Source organism: Dyadobacter psychrophilus, assembly GCF_900167945.1.
Lineage (GTDB): Bacteria > Bacteroidota > Bacteroidia > Cytophagales > Spirosomataceae > Dyadobacter > Dyadobacter psychrophilus.
Genome location: NZ_FUZA01000001.1, coordinates 1,199,781 through 1,224,766 on the forward strand (window position 1 = coordinate 1,199,781; position 24,986 = coordinate 1,224,766).

Sequence of the window (24,986 nt, forward strand, 5' to 3'; positions counted from 1 at the left end):
TCTTTATCTCAGCGTTTTCACAGGATTCGCAAGCGCGGCCTTAACGGAATGGTAACCAACTGTCAGAAAAGCAATGAGGATTGCCAAAACCGCGGAAAGAGCAAAAATCCACCATTCGATGTCAATCCTGTATGCAAAATCCTGCAACCATTTGTTCATAAAATAATAGGAAACCGGGCTGGCTATAATGATCGCAAGAACAACAAGCCGCAGAAAATCCATGGATAATAAAGTGGTTATACCCGCAATGGAAGCGCCCAAAACTTTACGAATGCCGATTTCTTTGGTGCGTTGTTCAATGGAAAACAATGCTAGGCCAAACAACCCTAAGCAAGACAGGAATACGGAAAGAAGCGAAAACATAGACGTCAGATTAGAGGCCAGCTCTTCCCTTTTGTAAAATCCGGCAATCTCTTCGTCGTAAAAACTATATTGGAACACATATTCGGGAAATTGTTTCTGCCAAACCTTCATAATGTCCGGAATCGTGGAAGCGCTAAGATTTTGCAGCTTGATTCCTGCGCTGCGGTAATGTCTTTTGGAAGCATAAATAATAGTTGGCTCAATGTTGGAATAAAGATCTGCATTATTGAAGTCGGACAGCACACCAACAATCACGCCAGATTTGTTATCCATATCCCCAACTACCAAACGTTTATTCAGCGCTTCCTCAGGCGATTTTAATCCCAACGCCTTGACTAACTTACTATTAACGAGCAATTCACTGAGCGTATCAGACTGAGTGGGATTGCGACCGGCAATGAGTTTCAGCCCGTAAGTGGCCACATAATGGTTATCCGCAACCCTGGACCTGGCCACAAACTTTTCCCAATCACGGTTTTCAAATTTAATGCTGCCACCGTTTCCTGCCTGTGAAGACGGTGGATTTCGGAAAAATGAAATGCTCGAAACTTCTTTAATCCTCGGAATCTCATTGCTAAGCGCAGTTATTTTCGCTGTTTCTGTTTCCGGCAGTGCTACATGCAAAATCAGGTCCTTATTTAAGCCTAAGTCCTTATTTTTCAAATATCTGGATTGGAGGATGATCACCATGGAAACGGCAATCAAAACAAATGAAATGCTAAACTGCGCGACTACAAGGCCTTTTCTGACGGAAAATGAACCTCGTTCATTTTCGGCTGACAGTCCCTTGATCGCACGAACCGGATTCAAATTGGAAATAATCAAAGCAGGATAAATTCCGGCCACACAGACAACGAAGAACAACAGTAAAACACTGAATGCGAGCAGACTATAATCGGCAAAAAGATTAACATCTAAATTAACTTCCAGCCAGTTACTGATCATCGGGATCAGTATTTTGGAAAGAATTATAGAAAAAACGAATGATATAATGCTGAATAAGGCAGCTTCGTGAATGAAAAGCCAGAAAACCTGCAACTGCGACACGCCAAGCACTTTTCTGATCCCTACTTCCTTACTTCTTTTAAAAGATTGCGCGGTTGAAATGTTGATAAAATTGAAACACGCGATGAGTATCAAAAGCAAACCAACCGTTGCGAGCATTACAATCGTGTAATATTTGATCTTACCGCCATAGCTGATGTTGAAATGGATATCTGAAAGCGGCTGCAAATGATAGTGGAACACATTGCTGTCAGCGCCATGGATCTTTTTCGCAAATCCGATCATTTGCTTTTCCAGTGCATCTTTGTCCTCCGCCGAGCGCAAACTGATGAATGTTTCCCGGTTGCTGTCGATCCAGCCCCAGTCTTCATAACCATACTCGGGGACCAACTTTTTCAACGTGGGAAGCGAAACGAAAACGTCCTTTTTGAAATCGGTTTGCTCTGGGAAATCCTTGATGACTCCTGCAACACTCACATTTTCAACATTGTTAAGCCGGATCAAATGGCCCATCGGATTGGATTTGCCAAAGTATTTCCGGGCATAACGCTCTGTAATAACAGCCTGATTGGGCAAATTCAGAACAGCAGCATTGCCGGCGACAAATTGGTAGTCAAATATTTTAAAGAACTCCGAATCGGTGAAAGCGGCCGATAATTTCTCAAAAAACCGCTTAGTATTGTTTGGCTGCTCAATGCTGACCGTCAACTCCCGATCCGCCAGGTAAGCTGCGTGGGCAACATTGGCAAACTCTTTCCTAAGCGTAGTATGTAAAGGAAAAGCAGACCCTCTCTCATGCTCCACAGAACCGTCTTCCAAATGGAGATCCACCACCATCCGAAAAATTTTGTCCGCATGCTGATGATGCTTATCAACCCCCAAATGATAAGAAACCAGCTGAAAAATAATGATCGCCCCAGCCATTCCTATGCCCAATCCGGTCATATTAATAGCCGAGTAAACCTTGTTCTTCACCAAATTCCGCCAGGCAATCCTAAAATAATTTCGAAGCATAAAACATTCAGACATTCACTCATTCACTCATTCAAAATTGACTCATTCACTCCTAAGGCTCTTCACCGGATTCATCAATGCAGCCCTTATACTCTGAAAACTCACCGTCGCGAACGCAATAGCGGCTGAAAGAAAGGCTGCTATCGCAAATATCCACCAGTAAATGTCTGTTTTATAGGCAAAGTTTTCCAGCCAGCGATACATTCCATAATATGCTATCGGCGAGGCTATTACAAATGCGATAAGCACCAGTTTCAAGAAGTCTTTTGACAATAACCCGACAATGCTGCCCGTGGATGCGCCCATCACTTTCCGAACGCCAATCTCCTTTGTGCGCTGCATCGTGCTATAAGAAGCCAGACCTAGTAATCCGAGGCAGGAAATGAAGATCGCAAGGATAGCAAAATTGAAGAAAAGCTTCTCAAAACGCTCTTCACTTCTATATTGTCTGTCGAAGAACTCGTCCATAAAATAGTAGCTAAATGGCCGGTTGGGCATAATTGTCTTCCATTTTTGCTCCACAGCTGCAACGGTTTCTTTAATGTTGCCGCCGTCAATCTTGATTGAAACCAGTTCGCTGCCGCGCGGCTCAATGCGCATTGTCAGCGGCTTAATGGTTTCCTGCAACGACCGGAAGTGAAAATCTTTGACAACGCCTACAATCTTACCCTCGCGGCCCCATTGCTTAAACCTGCGACCAATGGCTTCCTCGGGTGAACTGTAACCAAAGAGCTTAACTGCTGCTTCATTCATGACCATTGCCTGCGTTGTGTCTGTCCCGAAATCTCTTGAAAACGGACGTCCCGCAGCCATTTTCAAGCCAAATTGAGGGATATAGTCAAAATCTACGAAGTATAGATCGAGGTTTGCGATCTGTAAATCCCCGCTCTTATTCTCTATTTCGGAATACGCCCCAGGATTCCCGCTGCCCGGCACGCTGGAAGATGCCGCGGTCGATTTCACACCCGTTATATCTGCCAGCGATTGCTTGAATGCATCCTTTTTAGGATCGCCCTGCGAGTTTACGATCATCATTTGATCCTTACTAAACCCAAGATCGCGGTTGCGCATGAAATCCATTTGAATGTAAACCACGATTGTCGCAATGATCAGTGCAATGGATATCGCGAATTGAATGGTTACCAATGATTTTCTTAATAAAATCCCTTTTACACTCGTAGTAAAACGCCCTTTCAGAACAACTACGGGCTCAAATGATGACAACACCAATGCAGGATAAATGCCCGCCAATATGCCAATAAGAATTGCAGCGACGAACATTCCCGCTACAAAAGGCAGATTGTCCAAAATGCCGGTGCTGATCACTTTGCCGGAAAGATTGTTGAACAAAGGAATTAATGCGGTGGACAGTACAACGGCAAATACAAATGCAATCAGACATAACAGAATGGATTCGCTGATAAATTGCCTCGCTACTAGCATTTTAGGCGCACCAACAACTTTTCTTATTCCTACTTCCTTCGCACGCTCAACAGACCGGGCCGTGGTTAGATTTACAAAATTGATGCAGGCGATCAGCAGAATAAATACCGCCACGACCGAGAACACATATACATTGTTCATGCTGCCGGATTCTGCCGTGTCCCTTGTTGATTTAAGATAAACATCACGCAAAGGCTCCAAGAAGAGCTTATAATACATTTGCGACTCTTTCATCGTCTTGCCGGCACGTCTTTCGAGGAATGCAGGGAATTTGTTTTCAAGCGCCGTTTTGGTCGTGCCGGGAACGAGAAGTAAGTAAGTTGTTGCGCCGAAATTACCCCATTGATCGTCGAGTCCTTTATTGAACCGCTGGGTCATCGTGGTCATTGACACGAACATATCGCCTTTGATCTGGGAATTTTCAGGAATGTCCTTCATAACACCCGTCACCTTTGCCGGTAAGCCGTCGCCCGAAAGGAGCAATGTCTGCCCCACCGGATCGGCGTCCCCAAAATATTTTTTTGCTGCTTTTTCTGTGAAAACAATGCTTAGCTGATCTTTTAATGCAGTTTTAGGATCACCTTTGATCAGTTTGAAATCAAACACCTGAAACAGCGTTGAGTCCGCGAAAACCGTTTTGTCTTCCTGGAACTTAATGTCTCCTTTTCTCACCAGAAAACTCCCGCCACTCACGCGCGTGAAGGCCTCCACTTCTGGAAAATCACTTTTAATGCTGGGCGCAAAAGCCCAGGAAGTAATGCCTGCGTTGATGGTTTCGGAGGGCGTCTTGATGTCTGTTACCAGCCTGTAAATGCGGTCTGATTTGGTGTTAAACGCATCATAACTCAGCTCGAAGTTTACATAAAGAAATATCAGAAAGCAGGCCGACATCCCCACTGTCAGGCCCATGATATTGATAAAAGAGAATACTTTGTGTTTCCACAAATTCCGAAGGGCAATTTTGAGATAATTCTTAAACATAGCTTTGGTTCGAAGGATTGTCAGTTCACGAAGGCGGAGCGCCCAACGGCTTTCCAAAACATATGTGCCAAATTCCAAATGAATTACAAACACCTTATTATCAATATATTATGCTCTAAAACAAAAAATCAGCTGTCCGAAATCGAACAGCTGATTTGTCAGTGTGAACATTAAGAATCTTAATTAAACATCTTTAAATTCGATCTCCTGGCCATAAACGACTGTGCCGTCTTCCAGAATTGCATATGCCCGATAGTATACATAAGGGCCGCAAGTGTTGCTAACTTCATTCAACTTGGTTTTTTTCCCGGGCAAAAATGGCATTGGGAAAACTTGCTTAAAATCGGTTTCAACAACCGGATTAGCCAGGGGCGCATTTCCTTTTCCGGATGTAGTATACACCATTCCATATTCTTTCACGGGAATTGTCCCGACGTCCTTGATATCCAGATTAAAGGTAACACTGCACTTCCAACCGTTACCGGAACTGAATTCCAGCGTTTCCATTTGTGGCGGGGTTCCCGGCAGCTCGTGATCCACGCAGGATTGCGCGAAGAGCATTAAGGCAAAAACAAGGGAATAATAGAGCGTACGGCGCATACGAATAGTAGTTTGAGGTAGTTAAATATGGCTATGATTCAACAAATATTACAAAATATTCTATGTATTATCAAAGCGAATATTCCAAAAATTACTAATCGGTAAGCGATATACGCTAATCACTTCTGAGCGACTTAACAGGGTTCATTAACGCAGCCTTAATGCTCTGAAAACTAACCGTCGTGAATGCGATCAAAATAGCTAACAAAGCGCTTACTGCGAACATCCACCAGCTGATATTGATTTTATCCTCAAAGTCTTGCAGCCATTTATCCATAAAATACCAGGCAACTGGCGATGCAAGTAAAATGGCGATCAAAACTAGCACGAGAAAATCTCGTGAAAGCAATCCTACGATACTTGAAACAGACGCGCCAAGCACTTTTCTGACACCAATTTCCTTCATACGCTGCTGCGCCATAAACGTGGCAAGACCAAAAAGGCCGAGGCACGCGATAAAAATCGAAAGTCCGGCAAAAATCTGATATAGCAGGCTCAATTGTCGTTCCTGGTTGTAAAATTCTTCAATACTTTGGTTAAAGAATTTCCCTTGCATGGTCACTTCCGGAAATACCTGCGCGTATGTTTTTTCGATTGCGGCTACGGCCCTCGACACGTTTTTAGTCTGCATCTTGATTCCCGCATACCAGTAAAATTCGGAGCTGGGCTGGATTACCATGGCCTTGGCAGCATCCCGGGCGGAATTAGCCTTAAAATCCTTTACCACACCCACAATAGGCTGCCATTTGCCTCGACCAATGCTGATGTTCTTGCCAATGGCCTGCTCGGGATTTTTAATGCCGACCTTGCGAAGAAAGGTTTCATTCACTACACACGATCCAATGGAATCCCCAGCCAGATATGGCCCGCCGGCTGCAAATTCCATTCCGTAGGTTTTAAAATATTTTTCGTCCGCAAATTTGGTAAATAATTGGAAATCTTCGTCTTTCCCTCTGTTATCAAACGCAAAATTGCCCGACCAGTTGTTGTCGGATGACGGGACATCGGACGAAAAACTTGCCGAAGAAATGTCAGGATTTTGCAAAAGTTGGTTTCTGAATGTCTCAAAACGGCTCTTATATGCCTCATCCAAATTCACCGAATAAACGCCTTCTTTGACAAACCCAAGATCAAGGTTGCTGATGTATTTCATCTGTGCAATGGTTACAATGGTGCCTACAACCAGAATCTGAGAAATGCCGAATTGAACAATAATAAGCGTTTTTTGTAAAGAGACCCCTCCAAGCGACCGGTTCGCGATCTTGCTTTTGATAGCTTCAATGGGCCTGAACCCGGACATAACCACGGCTGGATAAAACCCTGCTACAAAGCTTACCACTATTGCCAAACCGGCTATAAAAAGCCAGAGCCGGGGGTTTTGTATAACAGGCAGATCGGCCGGAACACGTGAGATTTTACCGAGCAACGGCATGCTGAGCACGGCAATGATCACACCCATAACAACCGCAAATCCAACAATAAGCACAGTTTCACTCAAAAACTGGCGCATCAGTTCCGAACGGCCGCTGCCCAGCACTTTCCGCACGCCCACTTCTTTTGAACGACGGGTGGACTGAACAGTGGCAAGGTTGACAAAGTTGATGCAGGCCATCGAAATGATCAGGATTCCAATGATAACGAGCGTCCAAAGCACGTTTTTGGCAATGATATGATCGGAATAATTGGGAAAGCGGTCGTCGTAATGCTGATCGGAGAGCGGGCTGAGAAAATGGGTGATCTTGAAATTGTCTTTTTTGCTGTCGTAATGTTTGGCAACGAATTTTACCAAAAGCTGATCGATGGTCGCAGGCTTTACTTTTTCGGGTAAAAGCACGAATAACTGATCACTGCTGCTCGTTCCGCCCCAGCTCTCAAAACCACCGAAGCCGAACAACAACGGCTGCTGCCTTTTAGATTCATAAGAAACCACGATATCAATCGGGAAATCTGTATTGACAGGCGGATTAGCGAGAATCCCGCCCACTTTCATTACCGTTTTATTATTGATCTTAACAAATTGTCCCATGGCTTCCTGCCATTTGCCAAAGTATTTTTCCGCCTGCCTCTGCGAAAGCACGATCACATTGGGATCCTTCAAAACGGCCTTTGACCCTTCCAAAAATGGGAAATCAAAAACATCGAAAAACTCTGGAACAGTGAGCAATCCCTCATTATCCTCGTAAAACTTCTTGGTGGAAGTCTGTTTGTTTGCATCTTTTCCCAGGATCGTTACCTGCGGATCTAATGTGCCATAAATAGGCACGAGCTTTTCGAACTGCGGAACATCGACTTTCAACGCCGCGAAAAATGGGAGTGGGTTTCCGGGTGTGAAATCGGTTTGTCCGGTGGCATAATCCGTTTGCCTTACTATGCGGTAAATGCGGTCGTATTTGCTGTGAAATTTGTCAAACCCGGATTCGTACGAATAGACGACATAAAGCAATAAGCACGCGGCCACGCCAACAGACAGGCCCATCACATTCAGGATAGTGTAATTGCGGTAACGCAAAACCGTCCGCAGCGCAATTTTCAGATGATTTTTAAGCATAAATTTAGATTTTTAGGCTAAGACCAGCTCATTCATTTTTCAAAGACTCGACCGGATTCATTAATGCGGCTCTCACACTCTGGAAACTGATGGTAATCAATGCAATGGTAATCGCGAGGCTGCCGGCTGCGACGAATATCCATACGGGCATCTGAATTTTATAAGTGAAATCCTGCAACCACTTATCCATGAAATAGTAAGCAACCGGCATGGCAAGCACAATGGCTATCACCACAAGCTTTACAAAATCCCTGGAAAGCAATGTCACAATGGCTGAAACCGACGCGCCAAGCACTTTGCGGATGCCAATTTCCTTGGTACGGGTTTCGGCGGTGAAAGTAACCAGTCCGAAAAGCCCCATGCAAGCAATAAAGATCGCCAGACCGGTAAAAACGGAGAACATTGCAGACATTCTAATCTCTGTTTTAAATGTTTCATTGAAAGCGTCATCCAAAAAATAATATTCGAATGGTTTCTCCCGATCGTACTTCTTGAAAATTTTTCCAATCAATTCGACCTTCTCCTGAATCTCCGCATTTGGATCCAGCCGGGCGTAAAGCACCCCATTTGATCCTGGAAAATTGAGGATATTGGTGGTGTCGCTCACGATAATTAATTCCATGGCCTTAATGCCATTTTGCAGCGAAGTGAAATGAAAGTCCTGTACAATGCCCGCAATCTCATCCTTCTCACCCAGCAATTGCCCAACCGGATTTCCCTTAATACCCAGCTCCTTGATGGCGGTCTCATTCAGCAGCACGTGATTACGATTTTTCATTACACCGGCAGCTGGCTCCGTTTTCCATTTCAAGCCAAGGGTTTTCACAAACTGATTATCGGTGATCATATTAGCGAGGCCAACATCCGTTTTTGTCGTGAAATTTTTGACAAACCACATGTTATAACCTTTGAAAAGCCCTGCATTAGTGACCGTTACATTTTGGACGCCGACCTGTTGTCTTATTTCATCTCGAAGTGGAAAATAGCTTTTCGCAACCGTCGCTGACAGCGGAATGCTCAGGATCTGGTCCTTATATAGTCCCAGCTTCTTGTTTTGCATAAATGACAGCTGGTTTTTTACAACCAGACTGCAGATAATGAGCGCTATGGAAACCGTAAATTGGAAAACCATAAATAACCTCCGCAATGTGGCGCCACCGTGATTTCCTCCAAACCGTCCCTTTAACACATCCAGTGGAGCAAAACCGGACAAGATCAAAGCCGGATAACTCCCGGCGATTAAAGCAGAAAGGAAAAGCAGGACAACCAAAAACCCTACGAATGAAGGGGATATCAAGAAGGAGGCATCAATTTGGAGATTAAGCAACTTGTAAAATGGCTGCTGCAAGAGCAATACAAAAATAAATGCAAGCGAAAACGCAAGCAGGCATACAAGGACGGACTCTGTATAAAACTGGCGGACCAAACCTCTCCTACCCGCGCCTATCACTTTGCGTACGCCCACTTCCTTGGCCCGTAGCGTGGCGCGTGCGGTGGTGAGGCTCATGTAATTGAACAGTGCAAGCGAGAGGATCAACAATGCAACACCGGCAAAAATGGTGATTAGTTTGGAGTTACCTGAGTCATTGAAATTGTTACCTAAATGCGTTGTGGAGAAGCCTTCAAGCATGTAATCGGCCTGATTATCAAATGCGCCGGTGCGCTGGCCTTCCCGTTTGATATTTTTTTCTACCGCCGCTACCGACTTCTCTGAATCCAGAAGCAGGTAAATGTTGAATGCTCCGGCATTGTCCCAGGCGTTTTTGTTGTGTTCGCTTAGCGCAGGAAATGTCAGGGATGAGAGTATAAAATCAAAATTGAAAGTGGAGTTTGACGGCGGGTTTTCGGCGATTCCCGTGATGCGCAATGGATGTTTTCCTTCGTATATCAGCGTTTTTCCGACAGGGTCTGCATCACCGAAATATTTTATGGCGGCACGTTCGGAAATAACCACGTCGAATGGGTTTTCCAGCACTGCCTTTGGATTTCCTTCTTTGAGTTTAAAGGTGAAAATATTAAACAGCGAAGGGTCAGCGAACATGACATTCTTCTCGAAAAACACCTCTGAAGGCCTTTCCGGATTTTTGATAACAACTTTATCGACGATCGTTTTTACACGCACATAATCTTTTACCTGCGGATTATATTCTTTTAAAAACGGTCCCAGCTTCGTCGAAAACGAATTGAACTGCATGTCCATTTCGCCCATTTTCACCTTTGCCAGAATCCTGTAAATGCGCTCGTGATTTGTATGAAATTTGTCATAACTATACTCATGCATCACAAACATGAGGATCAGCACAGAAACGGCCATTCCGGATGCCAGCCCAAAAATGTTAATAATTGAGTAAGTCTTGTTTCTGGCAAGGTTCCTCAGGGCGATTTTGAGATAGTTTTGAAGCATAGGCTTAGGTTTTACTCACTTTTCAACGACTTTACCGGGTTCATCAACGCGGCTTTGATGCTTTGGAAACTGATGGTCATTAAGGCGATTGCGATCGCCGCGACGCCGACTGATATGAATGTCCAGGGGCTCATTTTAATCTGGTAAGCGAAGTCTGAGAGCCATTTGTTCAAGGCAAACCAGGCTGCTGGCGTCGCGATTGCAATCGCTATAAGCATCAATTTCACAAAATCTTTTGAAAGCAGTAATACGATGCCTGCAACCGAAGCACCCAACACTTTTCTGATCCCGATCTCTTTGGTTCTCTGCTCCGAAATGAATGCGATCAATGCGAACAAACCCAGACAGGATATAAAAATGCTTATCCCGGAAAACAGTGCCAGGATAGAGGAAATGCGTGTCTCAGCCTTATACATTTTGTCAAACTCCTCATCCAGGAAATGATACTCAAACGGCCGCATCGGAAAATTTTCTTTCCAACGCTTTCTCAGCAAGTCCACGGCCTGCGTTGTTTCGTTACCTGCAACCTTCACCATTACTTTTCCAAAATAATTGTATTCCGGAATGATGGCGATAGGGCCTATTTTTTCATGCAGTGACCTAAAATGAAAATCCTTCGCAACTGCTTTCACTTGTCCTTCGCGCCCATTCATATTAACCTGTTTTCCGATGGCGGTTTCGGCTGTCCAGCCTAGTGCTTTTACGGCGGATTCGTTCAAAATAAAGGCGTATTTGCGCAATGCAGCAGAATCGGCGGTCGCTTGCAAAATATCGGTGTCATTGAAATTTTGTCCTGCAATCAATTCCACCCCGAGCGTGGGCACAAAATCCTTTTCCACCGGAATGGCCGTAATGTTCATCTGGAAATCCTGTGGTTTGTCGCTCGCGGATATTGTGTAACCACCTTGCACATTCACCGGAGAATCGTAAGAAGCGGTGACGGATTTTACAATCGGGTTGTTTAGCAATTCATTTTTTATCGCCGCCAGTTTCCCGGTAGAAATACCGGAACCGACATCCATAACAATGATTTGCGAGGGATTAATGCCTAGATTTTTATTTTGAATGAAATGAAGCTGCTGATTGGCAATGATGGTTCCAATGATAAAAAGAATTGAAACTGTAAACTGAAAAACAACCAGGGTGCTGCGCAAACCGCTCCCACCATTCGCTGCAAGCACTTTTCCTTTTAAGACTTTTATGGGCTCAAATCGGGATAACACTGCGGCAGGATAGATTCCAGACAACAACGTCACGCTGATCGCCAGTGCTATGAGCAGCAAAATCACCGAATAAGCCGGCCATATTCGCAGTCCGAGTGAACTTTCAGTGATGCTGCTGATGATAGGAAAGCCTAAAAAAGAAATGAGTAACCCAACAATAGTTGCTGTGACCGTGATCAGTCCACATTCAAACAGATACTGCCGAAAAACTTGCGTCCTGCCCGCGCCCATCACCTTTCTCACGCCTACTTCACGCGCCCGGACTGCAGAACGTGCTGTTACCAGATTTACAAAATTAATGCACGCTATGATCAGGATGAGCAATGCAACGCCCGAAAGGATATATATGTATTTGTAATTGCCGGAAGCCTCCAAACCAGCGGAAACATTGGAATAGAGGTGAATACGATTAAATGCTTCCAGACCCAATTTGATTTTAGTGGACGGATACTGCGGGTTATTCAGATTTTTGGCAGCAAATTGGTCCACTTTCGTCTGTAATGTCTCCACTTTTGCCTGCGGTTGCAACAACAGATAAGTGTAGTCGCTTGCGGAATCAAACGCCTCCGTTTTTGACCGGGGCAATGTGTTGTAACTACCCAGCCAATTGAATTTTATGTGTGAATAAGAAGGAATATCGGCGATCACGCCTGTCACTTGCATAGGGAGATTTTCATTCATGGTTACCGACTTTCCTATCGCGCTTTCCGTTCCGAAATATTTCCGGGCAGTGGTTTCATCAATCACCACTGAATTGGGTTGGGCGAGTGCCGTTGCCGGATCGCCTTCGATAAATTCGGTGGGAAAAATCTTAAAGAAAGCTGCATCCGCAAAAAGGACCTTCTTTTCGTTGAACAGCGCATCATTATATTTTACGGCAACAGCTCCCCCACCGCTGTAAGGATATATGCGGACAGCTTCTTTAATTTCACCGAATTCCCGGGCAAAAGCAGGTGCCACGCCGGTCGGTGTGACGGCAACATGAACCGGCTCACTCTCGCCGGATTGATACAAAAAATTAACCCTTACAATGTGTTCTCCATTTAACTGGAAGCGGTCATAACGGACTTCGTGAAGCACATAAGTGGTTAGCAAAAGGAAGCATCCTATCCCCAATGAAAGCCCTATAATGCTGACAAACGAGTTGGTTTTGTACTTCCAAAGGTTCCGGAGGGCGATTTTGAAATAATTTTTAAGCATGTGTTTTGATATGGTTGGTTATGTTTATTCACTTTTTAATGACTTCACCGGATTCATCAGCGCGGCTTTGATACTCTGGAAACTGATGGTCGTTAAGGCGATTACGATGGAAACGACGGCTGCAAATACAAAAACGCTCCAATGAATATCTGTGTGATAAGCAAAGTCTTGCAACCAGTTATTCATGGCATACCAGGCAATGGGTGAGGCAATTACAATTGCAATGAGCACCAATTTAAGGAAATCATTGGATAACATGATGACTAGGCTGGTAATGGAGGCGCCCAGAACTTTCCGCACACCAATCTCCTTTGTACGGATCTCGGCCATGAAAATAGACAGCCCCAATAATCCCATGCAGGAAATGAAGATCGCTATGCCCGAAAATATACCAAAAAGAAGCTGCTGGGTCTGCTCGGTTGCATACAAAACGCCAAACTTCTGATCCAGAAATTCGTATTCGAACGGCCGATCCGGGAATTGCTTTTTCCATACGGACTCCACGTGTGCCAATGCGTCCTTAACGTTGCCACCAGAAATGTGCACAGACATCCAACCCAGCCTGTCCGTTTGTGCGAACATGGCAATAGGTGCCACCTTCTGGTGCAGGGATTCGAAATGATAATCTTTGGTAACACCTACAATCTGGCCACGGATCTCGCCATAACCGAAACGTGCGCCGACCGCATCAGCAGGATTTTTCCAGCCGAGCAGCCGCACTGCAGTTTCATTTAAAATAAAACCATTGGTTTTATCAGTGGAATAAGCCCTCGAAAAATTCCTTCCCGCCGCCATTTCAATCTGGTAGGCCGGAATAAAATCTTCATCCACAGATAGTGATTTTACACCAATGTCGGCAGGTGCCATAGAATCGCCTTTCATGACGTAGGCTTCCCATGAATCCAGCAAACGGCCTGATGGAATACGCGATGAACGTCCCACTTCCAGAATGTTACTATTTGCCTTCAATTGCTGTTTGATACTCTCATAATTAATAAGGGAATCGCTCCCGGCACGCAGCAGCACGATCTGATCTTTGGAGTAACCAAGTTTATAATTCTTTACATATTTCATTTGACTATAAACCACCGCAGTACAGATGATCAGCACAACGGCAATTGCAAATTGCGTTACCACAAGTCCCTGACGCAGTTTTCCGTTTTTCAAGGCGGAGGCGACCCGACCTTTAAATACACTTAACGGCTGAAACGACGTCATGAAAAACGCCGGGTAACTCCCCGCAATCACACCCGTGAACAATGTAATGGCCAGCACAATGCTCAGGAAAACGGGGTCCATTAAGGCATTGAACGAAAGCTGTTTTTGGGTCAAATCATTTAAAAAAGGAAGGCATAACACCACGATAACCAGAGCGAAGAACAACGAAACCGACACCAGCAGAATGGATTCGCTTAAAAACTGCCGAATCAGCTGATGCCTTACCGCGCCGATTACTTTACGCATGCCCACTTCCTTCGCCCGCGTCGCTGAACGCGCAGTGGCGAGGTTCATATAATTAATGCAGGCAATAACCAGAATGAAGATCGCAATGGCTGAAAACAGGTAGACATATTGCATATCCCCATTGGCCTCGATCTCCGAATCAAGGTGCGATTTTAAATGTATATCCGTGAGTTTTGTGAGATTTAAGATGGAATATGTCGACGCTTTCGGATCAACATGCCTGTTTTGAAATGCTGGAAACGCTTTTACAAGCTTTTGCGGATCATAGTTTTTGGGTAGAAGCAAAAAGGTGGAAAACGAATTGTTTCCCCAGTTTGTCCTCAACCCGTCGGCTCCGTAAACGCGGTTGTCATTTAATGTAGAAAAGGAAATTAACGCTTCTGGATGAAAATGCGATTGGCTCGGCAACGATTCATAAACACCTGTAACAGTGCAATCGAACGCATTTTCGAGTTTCACAATCTTGCCAACCGGGTTTTCCTTGCCAAAATATTTTTCCGCCATCTTCTTTGAAAACATGATGGAAAAAGGGTTTTCCAGTGCCTTGTCCGGGTTTCCCTGAATGACTTTAAAGGAAAACACTTTGAAAATATTAGCCTCTGCTGCGAAAACGTCACTCTCATTATAAATCTGTTCGCCATGTTCAATCAGGCCTCCCATTTCCAGCAAACGCACAACCTGTTCCACCTCAGGAAAATCCTGCTTAACCAGCGGTCCGAAAGGAGGCGCCGCATGCCCCAAACGCAGGGATTCTGTTCCATCTTTTGACAGGAATGTTCGATTCAGGCGATAGATCCGTTCCGCATTTGCATGAAAACGGTCGTAGCTTAACTCATCCTTGACGTAAAGTGACAAAAGCAAAAAACAAGCGAGACCAATGGCAACGCCCGAAATATTAATAAAGCTGAATGTCTTATGTTTCAGCAGGTTCCTTACGGCAATTTTGAGATAGTTTCGAAACATGGCTTTTTTTGGTTCTCGGCGTTTTGAATGCCCGGTAAAACTTATCTGACCAGCAACAAATTTATGCCATCGATACAAAATACTGATTTTCAGCAAGTTGTATCGATGGCGATTGTCCGATAATGGACATGGGCGTTCGGCTGTGGGAGGCGCTAGTTTTGAACGTCGTCGTTTCTGATGCTGCGTTTATTTTTCTTGATGGCTTCTTTCAGGCGGCCGAATTTGTAATTGAGGCTCATGTTGAAATAGCGGAAATAATCTCTCCGGTCGTTAAATGAGGTAAAATTAGGACCTGAGGTTTCGGTATGGTATTTCCTGAATTTGGTAAAAGGATTATTAGCAGCAGCTGAAAATGATAATTTGTCCTTGATAATGTCTTTGTTAATGCTGAAAGACGGACTGATCATAGAATTGGATGTGCCTTGCAAATTCACGCTCGGCCCCATGCTCACAAAGTTTGCATTAACGCGCCAGTCTTTTTCAAGTTTATAACCTGTTGAGATGGAAAGTTGGTACATCACTCCGCTATTAGTGATCGTAGCGCCATTGACAACACCCGTCACTTTACCGTGCGCAATGCGCAAGTTTGTGCTGAAATTCCACTTTTTAGTAAATGGATAATTCATATTCAGGTTTCCGCTGATAAGCCTGGCCCTTCCGGTATTTCCGAATGATGTACGGGTGATTTCGGTTTCAGGATTGTAAACTGCAACCGCGAAAATCAGATCTTTGAACTGAGTAAAACCGACTCCAAAGTTGATTGAGCCCTTTTTCGATTTGCTATAACCCAATTGCAGGTCATGCACAAAGGCGGGCCGCAGATTTGGATTTCCGGTTCTTTCAAAACTAGGATTGGTGCGGTCGATGAATGGGTTCAGCTGGTAAATTCCGGGGCGTTGAATGCGTTGTGTATAACCAAAGTTCAGGCCAACATTGTCTTTGAACTTCCGGTTAATAGAAACAGACGGGATCACGTTGAAATAGTTTTGCTTCACTTTGGAATCGGTGGAAATGAAATCTGCATTGATGATGGTTTGCTCAATCCTTGCGCCCGCCTTCAGGCCCCAGCTTTTGAAGTTATATTGATACGTGTTGTAAGCGCCAAACACGTTTTGGGTGTTGTTAAACTTATTGCTCATCCCCGGATTGATCACAAATGTTTTGCTTTCCGGGTCATACGTGCTGTACTGGAAATCACTTTTATTATCGCGCATAATTCCTTTTAAACCAGCTTCTATATTCAGCTTCTTAATTGGATAAACGTAATCAACCTGAAAGGTCTGTTCAGAAAAGCTCTGGTCGTTGATCTGGCGGTAATCCGGTGTGTTGTAGTTAATGCGCTCTGAAATTGTCAGGTTGGTGTTTTGATTGTTGTTGAAGCCGTAATAACGATAGGAAAATGTCAGCAACCTGTTCTTGTCCGCCTTGAAGCCCCTTTGATAATTCAATGCCCCGTCCATGCCATTGCCCCGGCCTTTATTATAATTTCTAACGCGGTAACCTTCCACAATCTCATCATTTACATCAATGACCGAAGTCTGATTGCCCGAACCGTCGGACCTACTGCCATTAAAATTCACTTGTGCGCTTAACAGATTGAGACTATCCAACTCATAGCTAAGCTCGTAACCAATGTAACCGTTTTTATTTCCCGATTTCGAAAAGTTCTCTTGGAAAAGCTCGGAGGGTTCCGCTCCCAATGCAGTCCGGCCGACTCGAGTGCGTGTCAAAGGCGTGTCGTACTGGCTTCCACCAGCCAGTGCAGTCATCCCGAATTTACCCAGCTTAGCCGAGAGTGTACCGCCAAAGCCGGGGCCGCCGACCCGGAAACGTTCACTGACATTCAATGTGCCGTTATATCCGTTATCCACTTTTTTGTTGGTAATGATGTTGATAATGCCCGCCAGACCTTCTGCGTCGTATTTTGCAGGGGGTGTCGTGATCACTTCGATGCGCTCGATGGACGAGGCAGGCATGCTCCGCAAAACCTCTTTATAACTGCGTTCAACCATGCTGGAAGGTTTTCCATTGATCAGGATTTTGAAGTCGGCATTTCCTTTGAGGTAAATATTCTCATCACCATCCACAGAAAGGAAAGGCACTTTTCGCATCATTTCCAGCACGCTGTACACTTTACTTTCCGGATCAGCCTGCAAATCATAAGTAATGCGGTCAACCTCTTGCTTAACAATGGGTTTGAAGGCTGTAACCGTCACTTCTTTAAGGCCAACCACGGCAGGGCTTAGGTCAATCAAGCCAAGATCAATCGCGGTTTTCGTACTGTCGGAAAGATCGGCAGCAATGATTTTTGTTTTATAACCAACCCCAACAATGACAACCGAATATTTCGCTGGTTTTAGCTTTTGAAAAGTAAATGATCCATCAGACTTCGTGAAATCAGCTTTCACGGCCGTGCTTCCGGTCATCAGGTTAATGGTCACATAATCCAACGGCTTTTTGTTCAGGGAATCTGCAACTAAACCGGAAATTTTGCCTCCGCCTGCCGGTAACGACTGACCAAATGTAACGGAATGAATGCAGACAAGCCCGGAGATCAGGGCAGAAAGAAAGAATAGGAATAATGTTTTCATGGCTAAAATTTTTATGGCTAATAGATTTTAAAGGCATAGGGAATCCGGTAAGAGTTTTCACTCTTTTCAAATTTTCCTGCGATGTGTTCACTCAGAATTTTGTCGTCGGCAACGCTAAAAGGCAATGTATGCCACACAACACAACAAATGTATAGAAAGGTACTTTGTGATGCAAGGTACTATGCTAAATTATTTTCGTCATTGCGCATCATTCTTCTTTCAATGATGAAATTAACGATAAGGCTTGCGCCACCCAGGAGAAAGGTCATTGATAAATAGGCCACACCTTTATTGAAATCATACTGATTTTCAAGAAAATTACCTGTTAGGATCCCCAGCCCTACGCCGACGAAAAGCATTCCGAACTTTAATGTCGGGTAACTGGTGAAGCTCCTGTCGCCGAAGATGGAAGCGTCCGCACCTTTTTCGATGAGGGCTATACGTTCCCGGTGCCTTGTTACGAAAAAGACGTAAATTATTCCAAAAATTCCTGCAAATGCGCCAAGGGCTATAATGACTCCGTTCATGATCGTATGATTAAAAATGTTTTGTACCCATTGGACTAGGAAAGATCAGCATTGGTTACAGATTTCAGAGAAAAAATCTTTTTGCAAAATATTTAGGATCAAATCTGTAACCATCAAGCCAGAACGCAAGTCTCATAAGCTGATGAGTAAACCAAATGCATGAAAAACCAGGGAGACCAGATCCATATTGATCAAGTTAAAAAAGGAGACCTGGCATCCTTCACTTTCCTTGTAGAGAAGTATAAAAACATGGCGTATACGATCGCAGTGAAGATTTTGGGCAATGCAGAGGATGCGGAAGATGCCGCACAAGAGAGTTTTGTGAAAGCCTATTTGCAGATCAATGCTTTTCAGGGCAATTCAAAATTTTCGACCTGGCTGTACACCATTGTTTACCGGACATCGATTTCTAAATTGCACAAGCAACAGTTGCAGCTGATATCATTGGATGAAGAACTGACTGAGAATTACAGTTACGACTACGCGACGCCGCAAATTGATCACTTGCAGGCAGCAGAGCGGGAAAAATTTGTAAAAGCAGCGATTAGCAAGCTCCCGAAATTGGAGTCGCTGCTCATCACGTTGTATTATATGAATGAAAATTCGATAGAAGAAATTGAGGAAATTACGGGCCTTACAGCAGCAAACATTAAAGTTAAGCTATTCAGGGCCAGGAAGGTTTTAGGAACAGAACTACAATTCTTGTTATAAGCGGAGCATGGAAACGGAAAATCATAACGAAGAAGCGTTCAGGAAACTGTTGAAAACGGTTGCGCCCGAGAGCCCGGATGCAAACTTCACACAGCGGGTTGTCGATAACATTGTATTGGAAAATCAATATGCGGCTGCTAGTGAGGAGCTTGCATTAAAAATAATCTTGCAAACAGTGCAGCCTGACCAGCCATCCACCTCCTTTACCAGCGATTTGTTATTGAAGCTGCAGCCCGCTCCCAAAGTCATTATATACAAGCCCGTTATTTCCAGGAAAACGTGGTTATGGGTAGCTGCGTGCATTACATTGGCATTGCTGGCATGCTTATTCATTCCTGCGAGCCAGGCGGATCAGACATCGCGGATCATCAACGCAATGGACCAGGTTTCACGCCCGACATACATTATTTCGGATAAAATGGATAAGCTTCCCGAGCTTTATTCGCTGGCCATTATTGGGTTGGCTTCTTTAATATTATTTGACTATTTCCTCCGTCTAAAAACAGGAAGACTTGCTAAGTCCTGAGGGGTCTTGGTTGCCCCGCCCAAGCTTAGCAAGTCTGACATAATTAAATCGCATTATCCTCTGCGGTTGTAGCGTCCTTTGTTGAAATTGTTTTGGTAAGCAAACAAACGTTGACGTTGCGTGGGTGTTAACACTTCCAGAATATCTTTTTGTTTTGCTTTTTCCAACTTCTCTGCAGTTTTAAAACTGCTGTATCTTCTGTTAGACATAAGCTGGTCATAGTGGTTTTCGATCTTTTTGATCTTATTCTCCTGCTTACGGGACAGCTTCACTATTTCGTCCAGCTTGTTGATTTTAAACTCTTCAAAAGCGTTATCGCTACGTGAATTGTTGACTGCCGGCACTTCATGTCGGTAACGTTGTGCGAAGCCGTTTCCTACTGTCAATGTTACTATGGTTGCGATTGCTAAGATGGTCTTTTTCATGGTTTCTAATGTTAAATTGTTTGTTTATGTAGGTTAGAGGCCCGTTTTCAACAAACGTTTAACGTACTAAAAAGCCAATCTGCCAACTCGATCACTTCCCATACCATCTGCCACTTTGCACCGATGAATGGTGTTGTTGTACTTCCTGCTTACTCACTCCGCAAGGATTTTACCGGGTTCATGAGCGCGGCTTTGATGGCCTGGAAACTTACGGTCATTAATGTGATGAAAATGGCTGTTACTGCGGAAATTGCGAACACTACCCAGCTGAGTTCAATGTGATATTCGTATTTTTTCAGCCAGTCGCTCAGGAAATACAAGGCGATCGGCGATGCGATGGCGCAGGATACGATTACCAGATAGACGAATTCTTTTGAAAGCATGGCCCACATTTGCGCGACACTGGCTCCCAGCGCCTTGCGGATACCAATCTCCTTTGTTCTTTGCTCCGCAGTGTAAGCTGCGAGTCCGAATAAGCCGAGGCAGGATATGAAAACAGCCAGCACCGCAAACACACGCGCTAATTTACCGATCCGCTCTTCTGCCCGGAATTTAGCTTCATATTCCTCATCCGCAAACTTGAATTCGAATGGGGAATCCGGGTCATGTTTTTTGAATATCGCTTCTATTTTTTTCAGGGATTTATCCACCGGCGCGCCAGGCAACAGCTTTATATTGATCAGGTTGGCCCACTCGTAATCCATCAGAAAAACAGTCGGAACGGCTGGCTCGTAAGGTGATTGCATGACCATATCCTTAATAACGCCCACCACTTGTTTGGGCTTACCATTGAAACGGATCGTCTTGCCTACAATGTCTTTTATTCCGGTCAGTTTCACAGCCGATTCGTTCAAAACAAATGCAGCCGTGTCAGTCGAAAATGATCGTGAAAAGTCACGGCCATCTATGATTTTCCAGCCTATTGTTTTACCAAAATCATGCGTAACGGCAATGGTGCCAAACAATGGTAACGAGCCCGGTTCCATTCCCTCCCACTCAAAACCGATCTGATTGGAATAAATGCCGGTCGTTGGACTGGATGATTCGCTCATTTCAAACACCGCGCCGGATTTTAACAGATCGTCGCGCAATGGATAATACTTGCCATAAAGATTGGGCGAAATGTTGATTTGCAAAAGTCCTTGTCTGTCATAACCAACAGGGCGGCTTTTGGCATGCTGTATCTGCTGAAAAACGATAATGGTCCCGATAATCAACGTGATAGACACGGTGAACTGCATCACAACCATCACCTTCCGCGGCACCGCAGACCATTTCCCCACCTTGAATGTGCCTTTCAAAACCGAAAGCGGATTGAATGAAGATAGATAAAATGCCGGATAACTGCCTGATATTAACCCCGTAAAGAGTGAGAAGACAAAAAGCATCAGCCAAAACTGGAAATACTGCCACGGGAAACTCACACGCTTGCCGGAAAGATCGTTGAAGGCAGGAAGCGAGATTAATACGATGAGAATAGCGAGGATCAATGCGAAGGAAACAACGAGAAAGGATTCGCTAAGGAATTGAAAGATGAGCTGGCTCCGCAGCGAACCGATTGATTTCCTGATCCCCACTTCCTTAGCACGTTTTTCGGAACGGGCAGTGCTGAGATTCATGAAGTTGATGCAGGCCAGCAGCAGCACAAAAATCCCGATTATGCTGAAAAGCCAGACGAACTGAATGCCGCCGCCCACATTTTTGCCATCCTTAAAATCAGAATACAAATGCCAGCGGCTCATCGGATGAAGAAAATACTGAGGCTTATCTGTTTTTGAGAAAGCATGCGGCAATTCAACATCCCGGATTTTTAACGACACTTTTTCAATGTCTGCATGATCGGCAACCTGTGCATAAAACTGGAAAGAATGGTTGCCCCATTGCGTCTGCGCCTCTTTTACCCAATTTTCCGCCAACAGATAATCGTTCCACGTCAGCAGCAAATTCAGATCATTAAACTCAGAATTGAACGGAATGTCCTCATAAACTCCGGTCACTTTAACATCCTTTTTGATGTCCAGTTTCAGCGTTTTATTCAAAGGGTCTTCTTTGCCAAAAAGGGCTTTTGCAACAGATTCCGAGATTACAACCGAGCCGGGATCTTTTAATGCTGTTTTTATATCCCCTTTCAGCATTTTCAGAGAGAGCATTTCCGGAAGGGCTGGCTGCGCCCACATGCCTGCCTTATTGATCTTTTTATCACCATTGGCCAGCAAATGTCCAAAATTCCAGGACGCCATGGAGGTATTTTTGAAATCAGCAGAATACTTATTCGCCATTTCTGCCACGGCCGGAAGCGAAACTGCCCTCCCACTGCCCGTTTGGCCATTGAATGTCTGACTAATGTACGCCTGCGTGACCCGGTCGTAGTTTTTGTGATATTTATTAAAAGAAAGCTCGTCCCAGACCCAAAGACCAATCAGCATCGCAACCGCAATTCCTACGGCCAGTCCGGCGATATTGATGAACGAATAAACCTTGTTTTTAAGGAGGTTCCGGAATGCAATAACGAAATAGTTCTTGATCATGGGGCTACGCAGATTAGGTTATAAAATTACTCGCTCCTTAAAGATGTCACAGGATTCACTAAAGCTGCTTTGATACTCTGAAAACTTATTGTAATTAAAGCAATAATGATCGCCCCGACTCCCGCAAGCACATATAACCATGCACTAATTTCAACCTGATAAGTAAAATCCTGCAACCAGCCCTTCATCACATACCAGGCAACAGGCGACGCAATGGTGAGCGCTATCACGACCAGTTTCACGAAATCAACTGAAAACAAGCTGAAAATGTTGAATGCCGAAGCGCCAATCGCCTTGCGAATGCCCATTTCCTTCATACGGGACTCGGCCATGAAAGCGACAACGCCGTACAACCCCAGGCAACCGATGAAAATGGCAATTCCGGTCAGTATTTTGAAGAGATCAAATAGTTTGGACTCCTTTTCATAGAAACTGTTGAGCGTTTCGTCCAGGAATGTATAGCTGAATAAATAGTCTGGAAATGTTGCCGACCAGACTTTTTCAATTCTTTCAATTTGTTTGGCGTCGGCATTTTTATTGAGCTTAATGCCTAATGTGCCGTAATTTCCACGTTGCGTGGTGAGCACGCAGGGTATAATTTCACGGTGCAAACTATACGTATTGAAATTTTTGACCACGCCCACGATCGGCAATTTGAACTCGGACCCGCCGATGGTAAGCCGTTTGCCAATAATGTCAGCAGGATTTTTAAAGCCCTGTTTTTTTACAAAAGCTTCATTAACAACATATTCGCGCATTGTATCTGCGGGCAGATACATCCTTCCCGCTGCCATTTTTAATCCATAAGTTTTTACGTATGCTGTATCCGCAGGCCGCATAACCACTTCAAAATCGAGGAATTCAGCATCATTTTCATATTTAAAACCGGTTTGCCAATTACTTCTCGACATGGGCGTAAAGGCGCTGAAACTCATGGATTTTATCCCAGGCTCATTAACTAACTTGGCATACAAACCTTCCAAAACGCCCGGATCCTGTGCAGGAATTGGCATACTAATGATCTCGTCCTTCTGAAATCCAAGGTCAAGCGTACGAAAATATTTCATCTGGCTATAAGCGATCAATGTGCCGATCAGCACTATCTGAGAAATCGTGAATTGCAGGACGATCAACCCGGAACGCAGACTCGCCTGCCCGCCTCCCGCTGTCCTCATTTTACCTTTTAATGCAAGAATAGGCTGGTAACCCGACACCACCATCGCAGGATAAAAACCAGCAAGAACGGTTGTAATCACTGTCAGTACAGCCAGGAATGCCATTATTGAAATGTCCGTCACAAATATTACACCCTCCGCCTTAACGTTCAGAATGTTGGCAACACTGGGCAACACAATTTGCGCTACGATCAACGCGAGTATGACAGATAAGACAGTAATTACAGCAGTTTCAGAAAAATATTGCCTTAATAACTGTCCGCGCGTGCTGCCCAGCACTTTTCTCACACCCACTTCCCGCGCCCGACGGAGCGCCTGTGCAGTGGCGAGATTGATAAAATTCACGCAAGCTGTGATCAAAATAAACATCCCCACCAGCACCATCGCCCAGATCATCCCTTTGCTGATCGTCCTGCCTGTGTAATTGGAAGTTTTTGTATCGAAGTGAATGTCGTTAACGGGTTGTAAAATGTACTCTTCAACCGCAGCGTCCTTTGGTTCTCTGTATTTTTTGACAAAAGAAACCAGTTGCTGCTCCATTTTCTCTTCACTCACATTTGCTGGCAACATCATGTACATTTGCCCGCCTCCGTAAGTGCTTTGCCAGTCATCCCAGTTCGTAAATGCGCCATAACCTTTTAATGAAGCGAACGAAAGCATGGTCGTAAAAGGGAAATTTGTGGTAGCAGGCGGATCCTGGATAATGCCGGTAACCACAAAATTCATGTTGTTTTCCACCCTGATAGTCTTGCCCATCGGATCTGCATTCCCAAAATATTTTTTTGCCTGACTCTCAGAAAGCACCACTGCGCCGGGATTATTAAGGGAGCTGGCAGCCGATCCCTTCAACCATTTGTAATCAAATAGTTTAAAATATTGAGGATCGATAAATGAAACTGCATTGCTTTGTTCAAAATGCTTTTTGCGGTTTGGTCCTTCCCCGATCGTGATCAGTGCGCCACGCATGGCATATGTGCACGAAATCTGATTTCGAATTTCGGGAAAATCATTGCGCAACGCCGCCAGGGCCGGAAGTGGCATGCCAGTATTATAGCCCTTATCAACCTCTCCTTTTGTATGTTTCAAAATCCGGAAAATGCGGTCGACATTTTTATGCTGCTGATCAAAACTAAGCTCATACCGAACCGTAAAAAAGATCAGCAAGCAACAAGCGAGCCCCAGAGTAAGCCCGGTAATGTTGATCAAAGTAAAATTCCAGTTACGCCTTAAATTCCTGAAAGAAGTGATAAGATAATTTTTGATCATGGCTGTTTTGATGCTTTTCTGTGGGAGAA

14 protein-coding genes are annotated in these 24,986 nt (G+C 44.5%); 2 read left to right on the forward strand and 12 right to left on the reverse strand.

The features are described from left to right. Positions 1-3 precede the first annotated feature (3 nt). From B5X68_RS05225 to B5X68_RS05265, 9 genes are all read right to left on the reverse strand, one after another. On the reverse strand, positions 4-2,382 hold the full coding sequence (locus B5X68_RS05225) for an FtsX-like permease family protein (RefSeq protein WP_082213563.1): 2,379 nt from the start codon (positions 2,380-2,382) through the stop codon (positions 4-6). Positions 2,383-2,424: 42 nt separating this feature from the next. Then, entirely contained in the window at positions 2,425-4,806 is a 2,382-nt protein-coding gene (locus B5X68_RS05230) for an ABC transporter permease (RefSeq protein ID WP_082214013.1), read from the reverse strand. A 183-nt stretch (positions 4,807-4,989) separates the two neighbouring features. Next, positions 4,990-5,406: a hypothetical protein gene (locus B5X68_RS05235; protein ID WP_082213564.1), complete on the reverse strand. Its 417-nt coding sequence runs from the start codon at positions 5,404-5,406 to the stop codon at positions 4,990-4,992. Positions 5,407-5,521: 115 nt separating this feature from the next. Beyond that, positions 5,522-7,954, reverse strand: coding sequence for an ABC transporter permease (locus B5X68_RS05240; protein WP_082213565.1), 2,433 nt, complete (start codon positions 7,952-7,954; stop codon positions 5,522-5,524). 28 nt (positions 7,955-7,982) lie between these two features. Beyond that, a complete protein-coding gene (locus B5X68_RS05245; RefSeq protein ID WP_082213566.1) occupies positions 7,983-10,358 on the reverse strand; it encodes an ABC transporter permease in 2,376 nt (791 codons plus the stop codon). An 11-nt stretch (positions 10,359-10,369) separates the two neighbouring features. Beyond that, on the reverse strand, positions 10,370-12,781 hold the full coding sequence (locus B5X68_RS05250) for an ABC transporter permease (RefSeq protein WP_082213567.1): 2,412 nt from the start codon (positions 12,779-12,781) through the stop codon (positions 10,370-10,372). 24 nt (positions 12,782-12,805) lie between these two features. Then, positions 12,806-15,208: an ABC transporter permease gene (locus B5X68_RS05255; protein ID WP_082214014.1), complete on the reverse strand. Its 2,403-nt coding sequence runs from the start codon at positions 15,206-15,208 to the stop codon at positions 12,806-12,808. Positions 15,209-15,360: 152 nt separating this feature from the next. Further along, positions 15,361-17,799, reverse strand: a complete 2,439-nt coding sequence (locus B5X68_RS05260; RefSeq protein WP_082213568.1) for a TonB-dependent receptor — start codon at positions 17,797-17,799, stop codon at positions 15,361-15,363. A 179-nt stretch (positions 17,800-17,978) separates the two neighbouring features. Then, positions 17,979-18,326 carry a DUF6249 domain-containing protein gene (locus B5X68_RS05265; RefSeq protein WP_082213569.1) on the reverse strand — a complete coding sequence of 116 codons (348 nt, stop codon included), beginning with the start codon at positions 18,324-18,326 and terminating at the stop codon, positions 17,979-17,981. 159 nt (positions 18,327-18,485) lie between these two features. Between B5X68_RS05265 and B5X68_RS05270 the strand changes: the two genes are divergently transcribed. Next, a complete protein-coding gene (locus B5X68_RS05270; protein WP_082213570.1) occupies positions 18,486-19,037 on the forward strand; it encodes an RNA polymerase sigma factor in 552 nt (183 codons plus the stop codon). 7 nt (positions 19,038-19,044) lie between these two features. Beyond that, on the forward strand, positions 19,045-19,563 hold the full coding sequence (locus tag B5X68_RS05275; protein ID WP_082213571.1) for a hypothetical protein: 519 nt from the start codon (positions 19,045-19,047) through the stop codon (positions 19,561-19,563). A gap of 53 nt (positions 19,564-19,616) precedes the next feature. Here B5X68_RS05275 and B5X68_RS05280 read toward each other — a convergent pair whose 3' ends face one another. The 3 genes from B5X68_RS05280 to B5X68_RS05290 form a co-directional block, all read right to left on the reverse strand. Continuing rightward, a complete protein-coding gene (locus B5X68_RS05280) occupies positions 19,617-19,988 on the reverse strand; it encodes a hypothetical protein (RefSeq protein WP_082213572.1) in 372 nt (123 codons plus the stop codon). A gap of 149 nt (positions 19,989-20,137) precedes the next feature. Beyond that, positions 20,138-22,516: an ABC transporter permease gene (locus B5X68_RS05285; protein ID WP_082213573.1), complete on the reverse strand. Its 2,379-nt coding sequence runs from the start codon at positions 22,514-22,516 to the stop codon at positions 20,138-20,140. A gap of 26 nt (positions 22,517-22,542) precedes the next feature. Beyond that, the gene (locus B5X68_RS05290) at positions 22,543-24,957 is read right to left on the reverse strand and encodes an ABC transporter permease (RefSeq protein WP_082213574.1); all 2,415 of its coding nucleotides are present in this window, start codon (positions 24,955-24,957) and stop codon (positions 22,543-22,545) included. Positions 24,958-24,986: the final 29 nt, after the last annotated feature.

Coding starts and splice junctions, on each gene's coding strand:
- B5X68_RS05225 (WP_082213563.1), bottom strand. CDS start 2,382: ATGCTTCGAAATTATTTTAGGATTGCCTGGCGGAATTTGGTGAAGAAC.
- B5X68_RS05230 (WP_082214013.1), bottom strand. CDS start 4,806: ATGTTTAAGAATTATCTCAAAATTGCCCTTCGGAATTTGTGGAAACAC.
- B5X68_RS05235 (WP_082213564.1), bottom strand. CDS start 5,406: ATGCGCCGTACGCTCTATTATTCCCTTGTTTTTGCCTTAATGCTCTTC.
- B5X68_RS05240 (WP_082213565.1), bottom strand. CDS start 7,954: ATGCTTAAAAATCATCTGAAAATTGCGCTGCGGACGGTTTTGCGTTAC.
- B5X68_RS05245 (WP_082213566.1), bottom strand. CDS start 10,358: ATGCTTCAAAACTATCTCAAAATCGCCCTGAGGAACCTTGCCAGAAAC.
- B5X68_RS05250 (WP_082213567.1), bottom strand. CDS start 12,781: ATGCTTAAAAATTATTTCAAAATCGCCCTCCGGAACCTTTGGAAGTAC.
- B5X68_RS05255 (WP_082214014.1), bottom strand. CDS start 15,208: ATGTTTCGAAACTATCTCAAAATTGCCGTAAGGAACCTGCTGAAACAT.
- B5X68_RS05260 (WP_082213568.1), bottom strand. CDS start 17,799: ATGAAAACATTATTCCTATTCTTTCTTTCTGCCCTGATCTCCGGGCTT.
- B5X68_RS05265 (WP_082213569.1), bottom strand. CDS start 18,326: ATGAACGGAGTCATTATAGCCCTTGGCGCATTTGCAGGAATTTTTGGA.
- B5X68_RS05270 (WP_082213570.1), top strand. CDS start 18,486: ATGAAAAACCAGGGAGACCAGATCCATATTGATCAAGTTAAAAAAGGA.
- B5X68_RS05275 (WP_082213571.1), top strand. CDS start 19,045: ATGGAAACGGAAAATCATAACGAAGAAGCGTTCAGGAAACTGTTGAAA.
- B5X68_RS05280 (WP_082213572.1), bottom strand. CDS start 19,988: ATGAAAAAGACCATCTTAGCAATCGCAACCATAGTAACATTGACAGTA.
- B5X68_RS05285 (WP_082213573.1), bottom strand. CDS start 22,516: ATGATCAAGAACTATTTCGTTATTGCATTCCGGAACCTCCTTAAAAAC.
- B5X68_RS05290 (WP_082213574.1), bottom strand. CDS start 24,957: ATGATCAAAAATTATCTTATCACTTCTTTCAGGAATTTAAGGCGTAAC.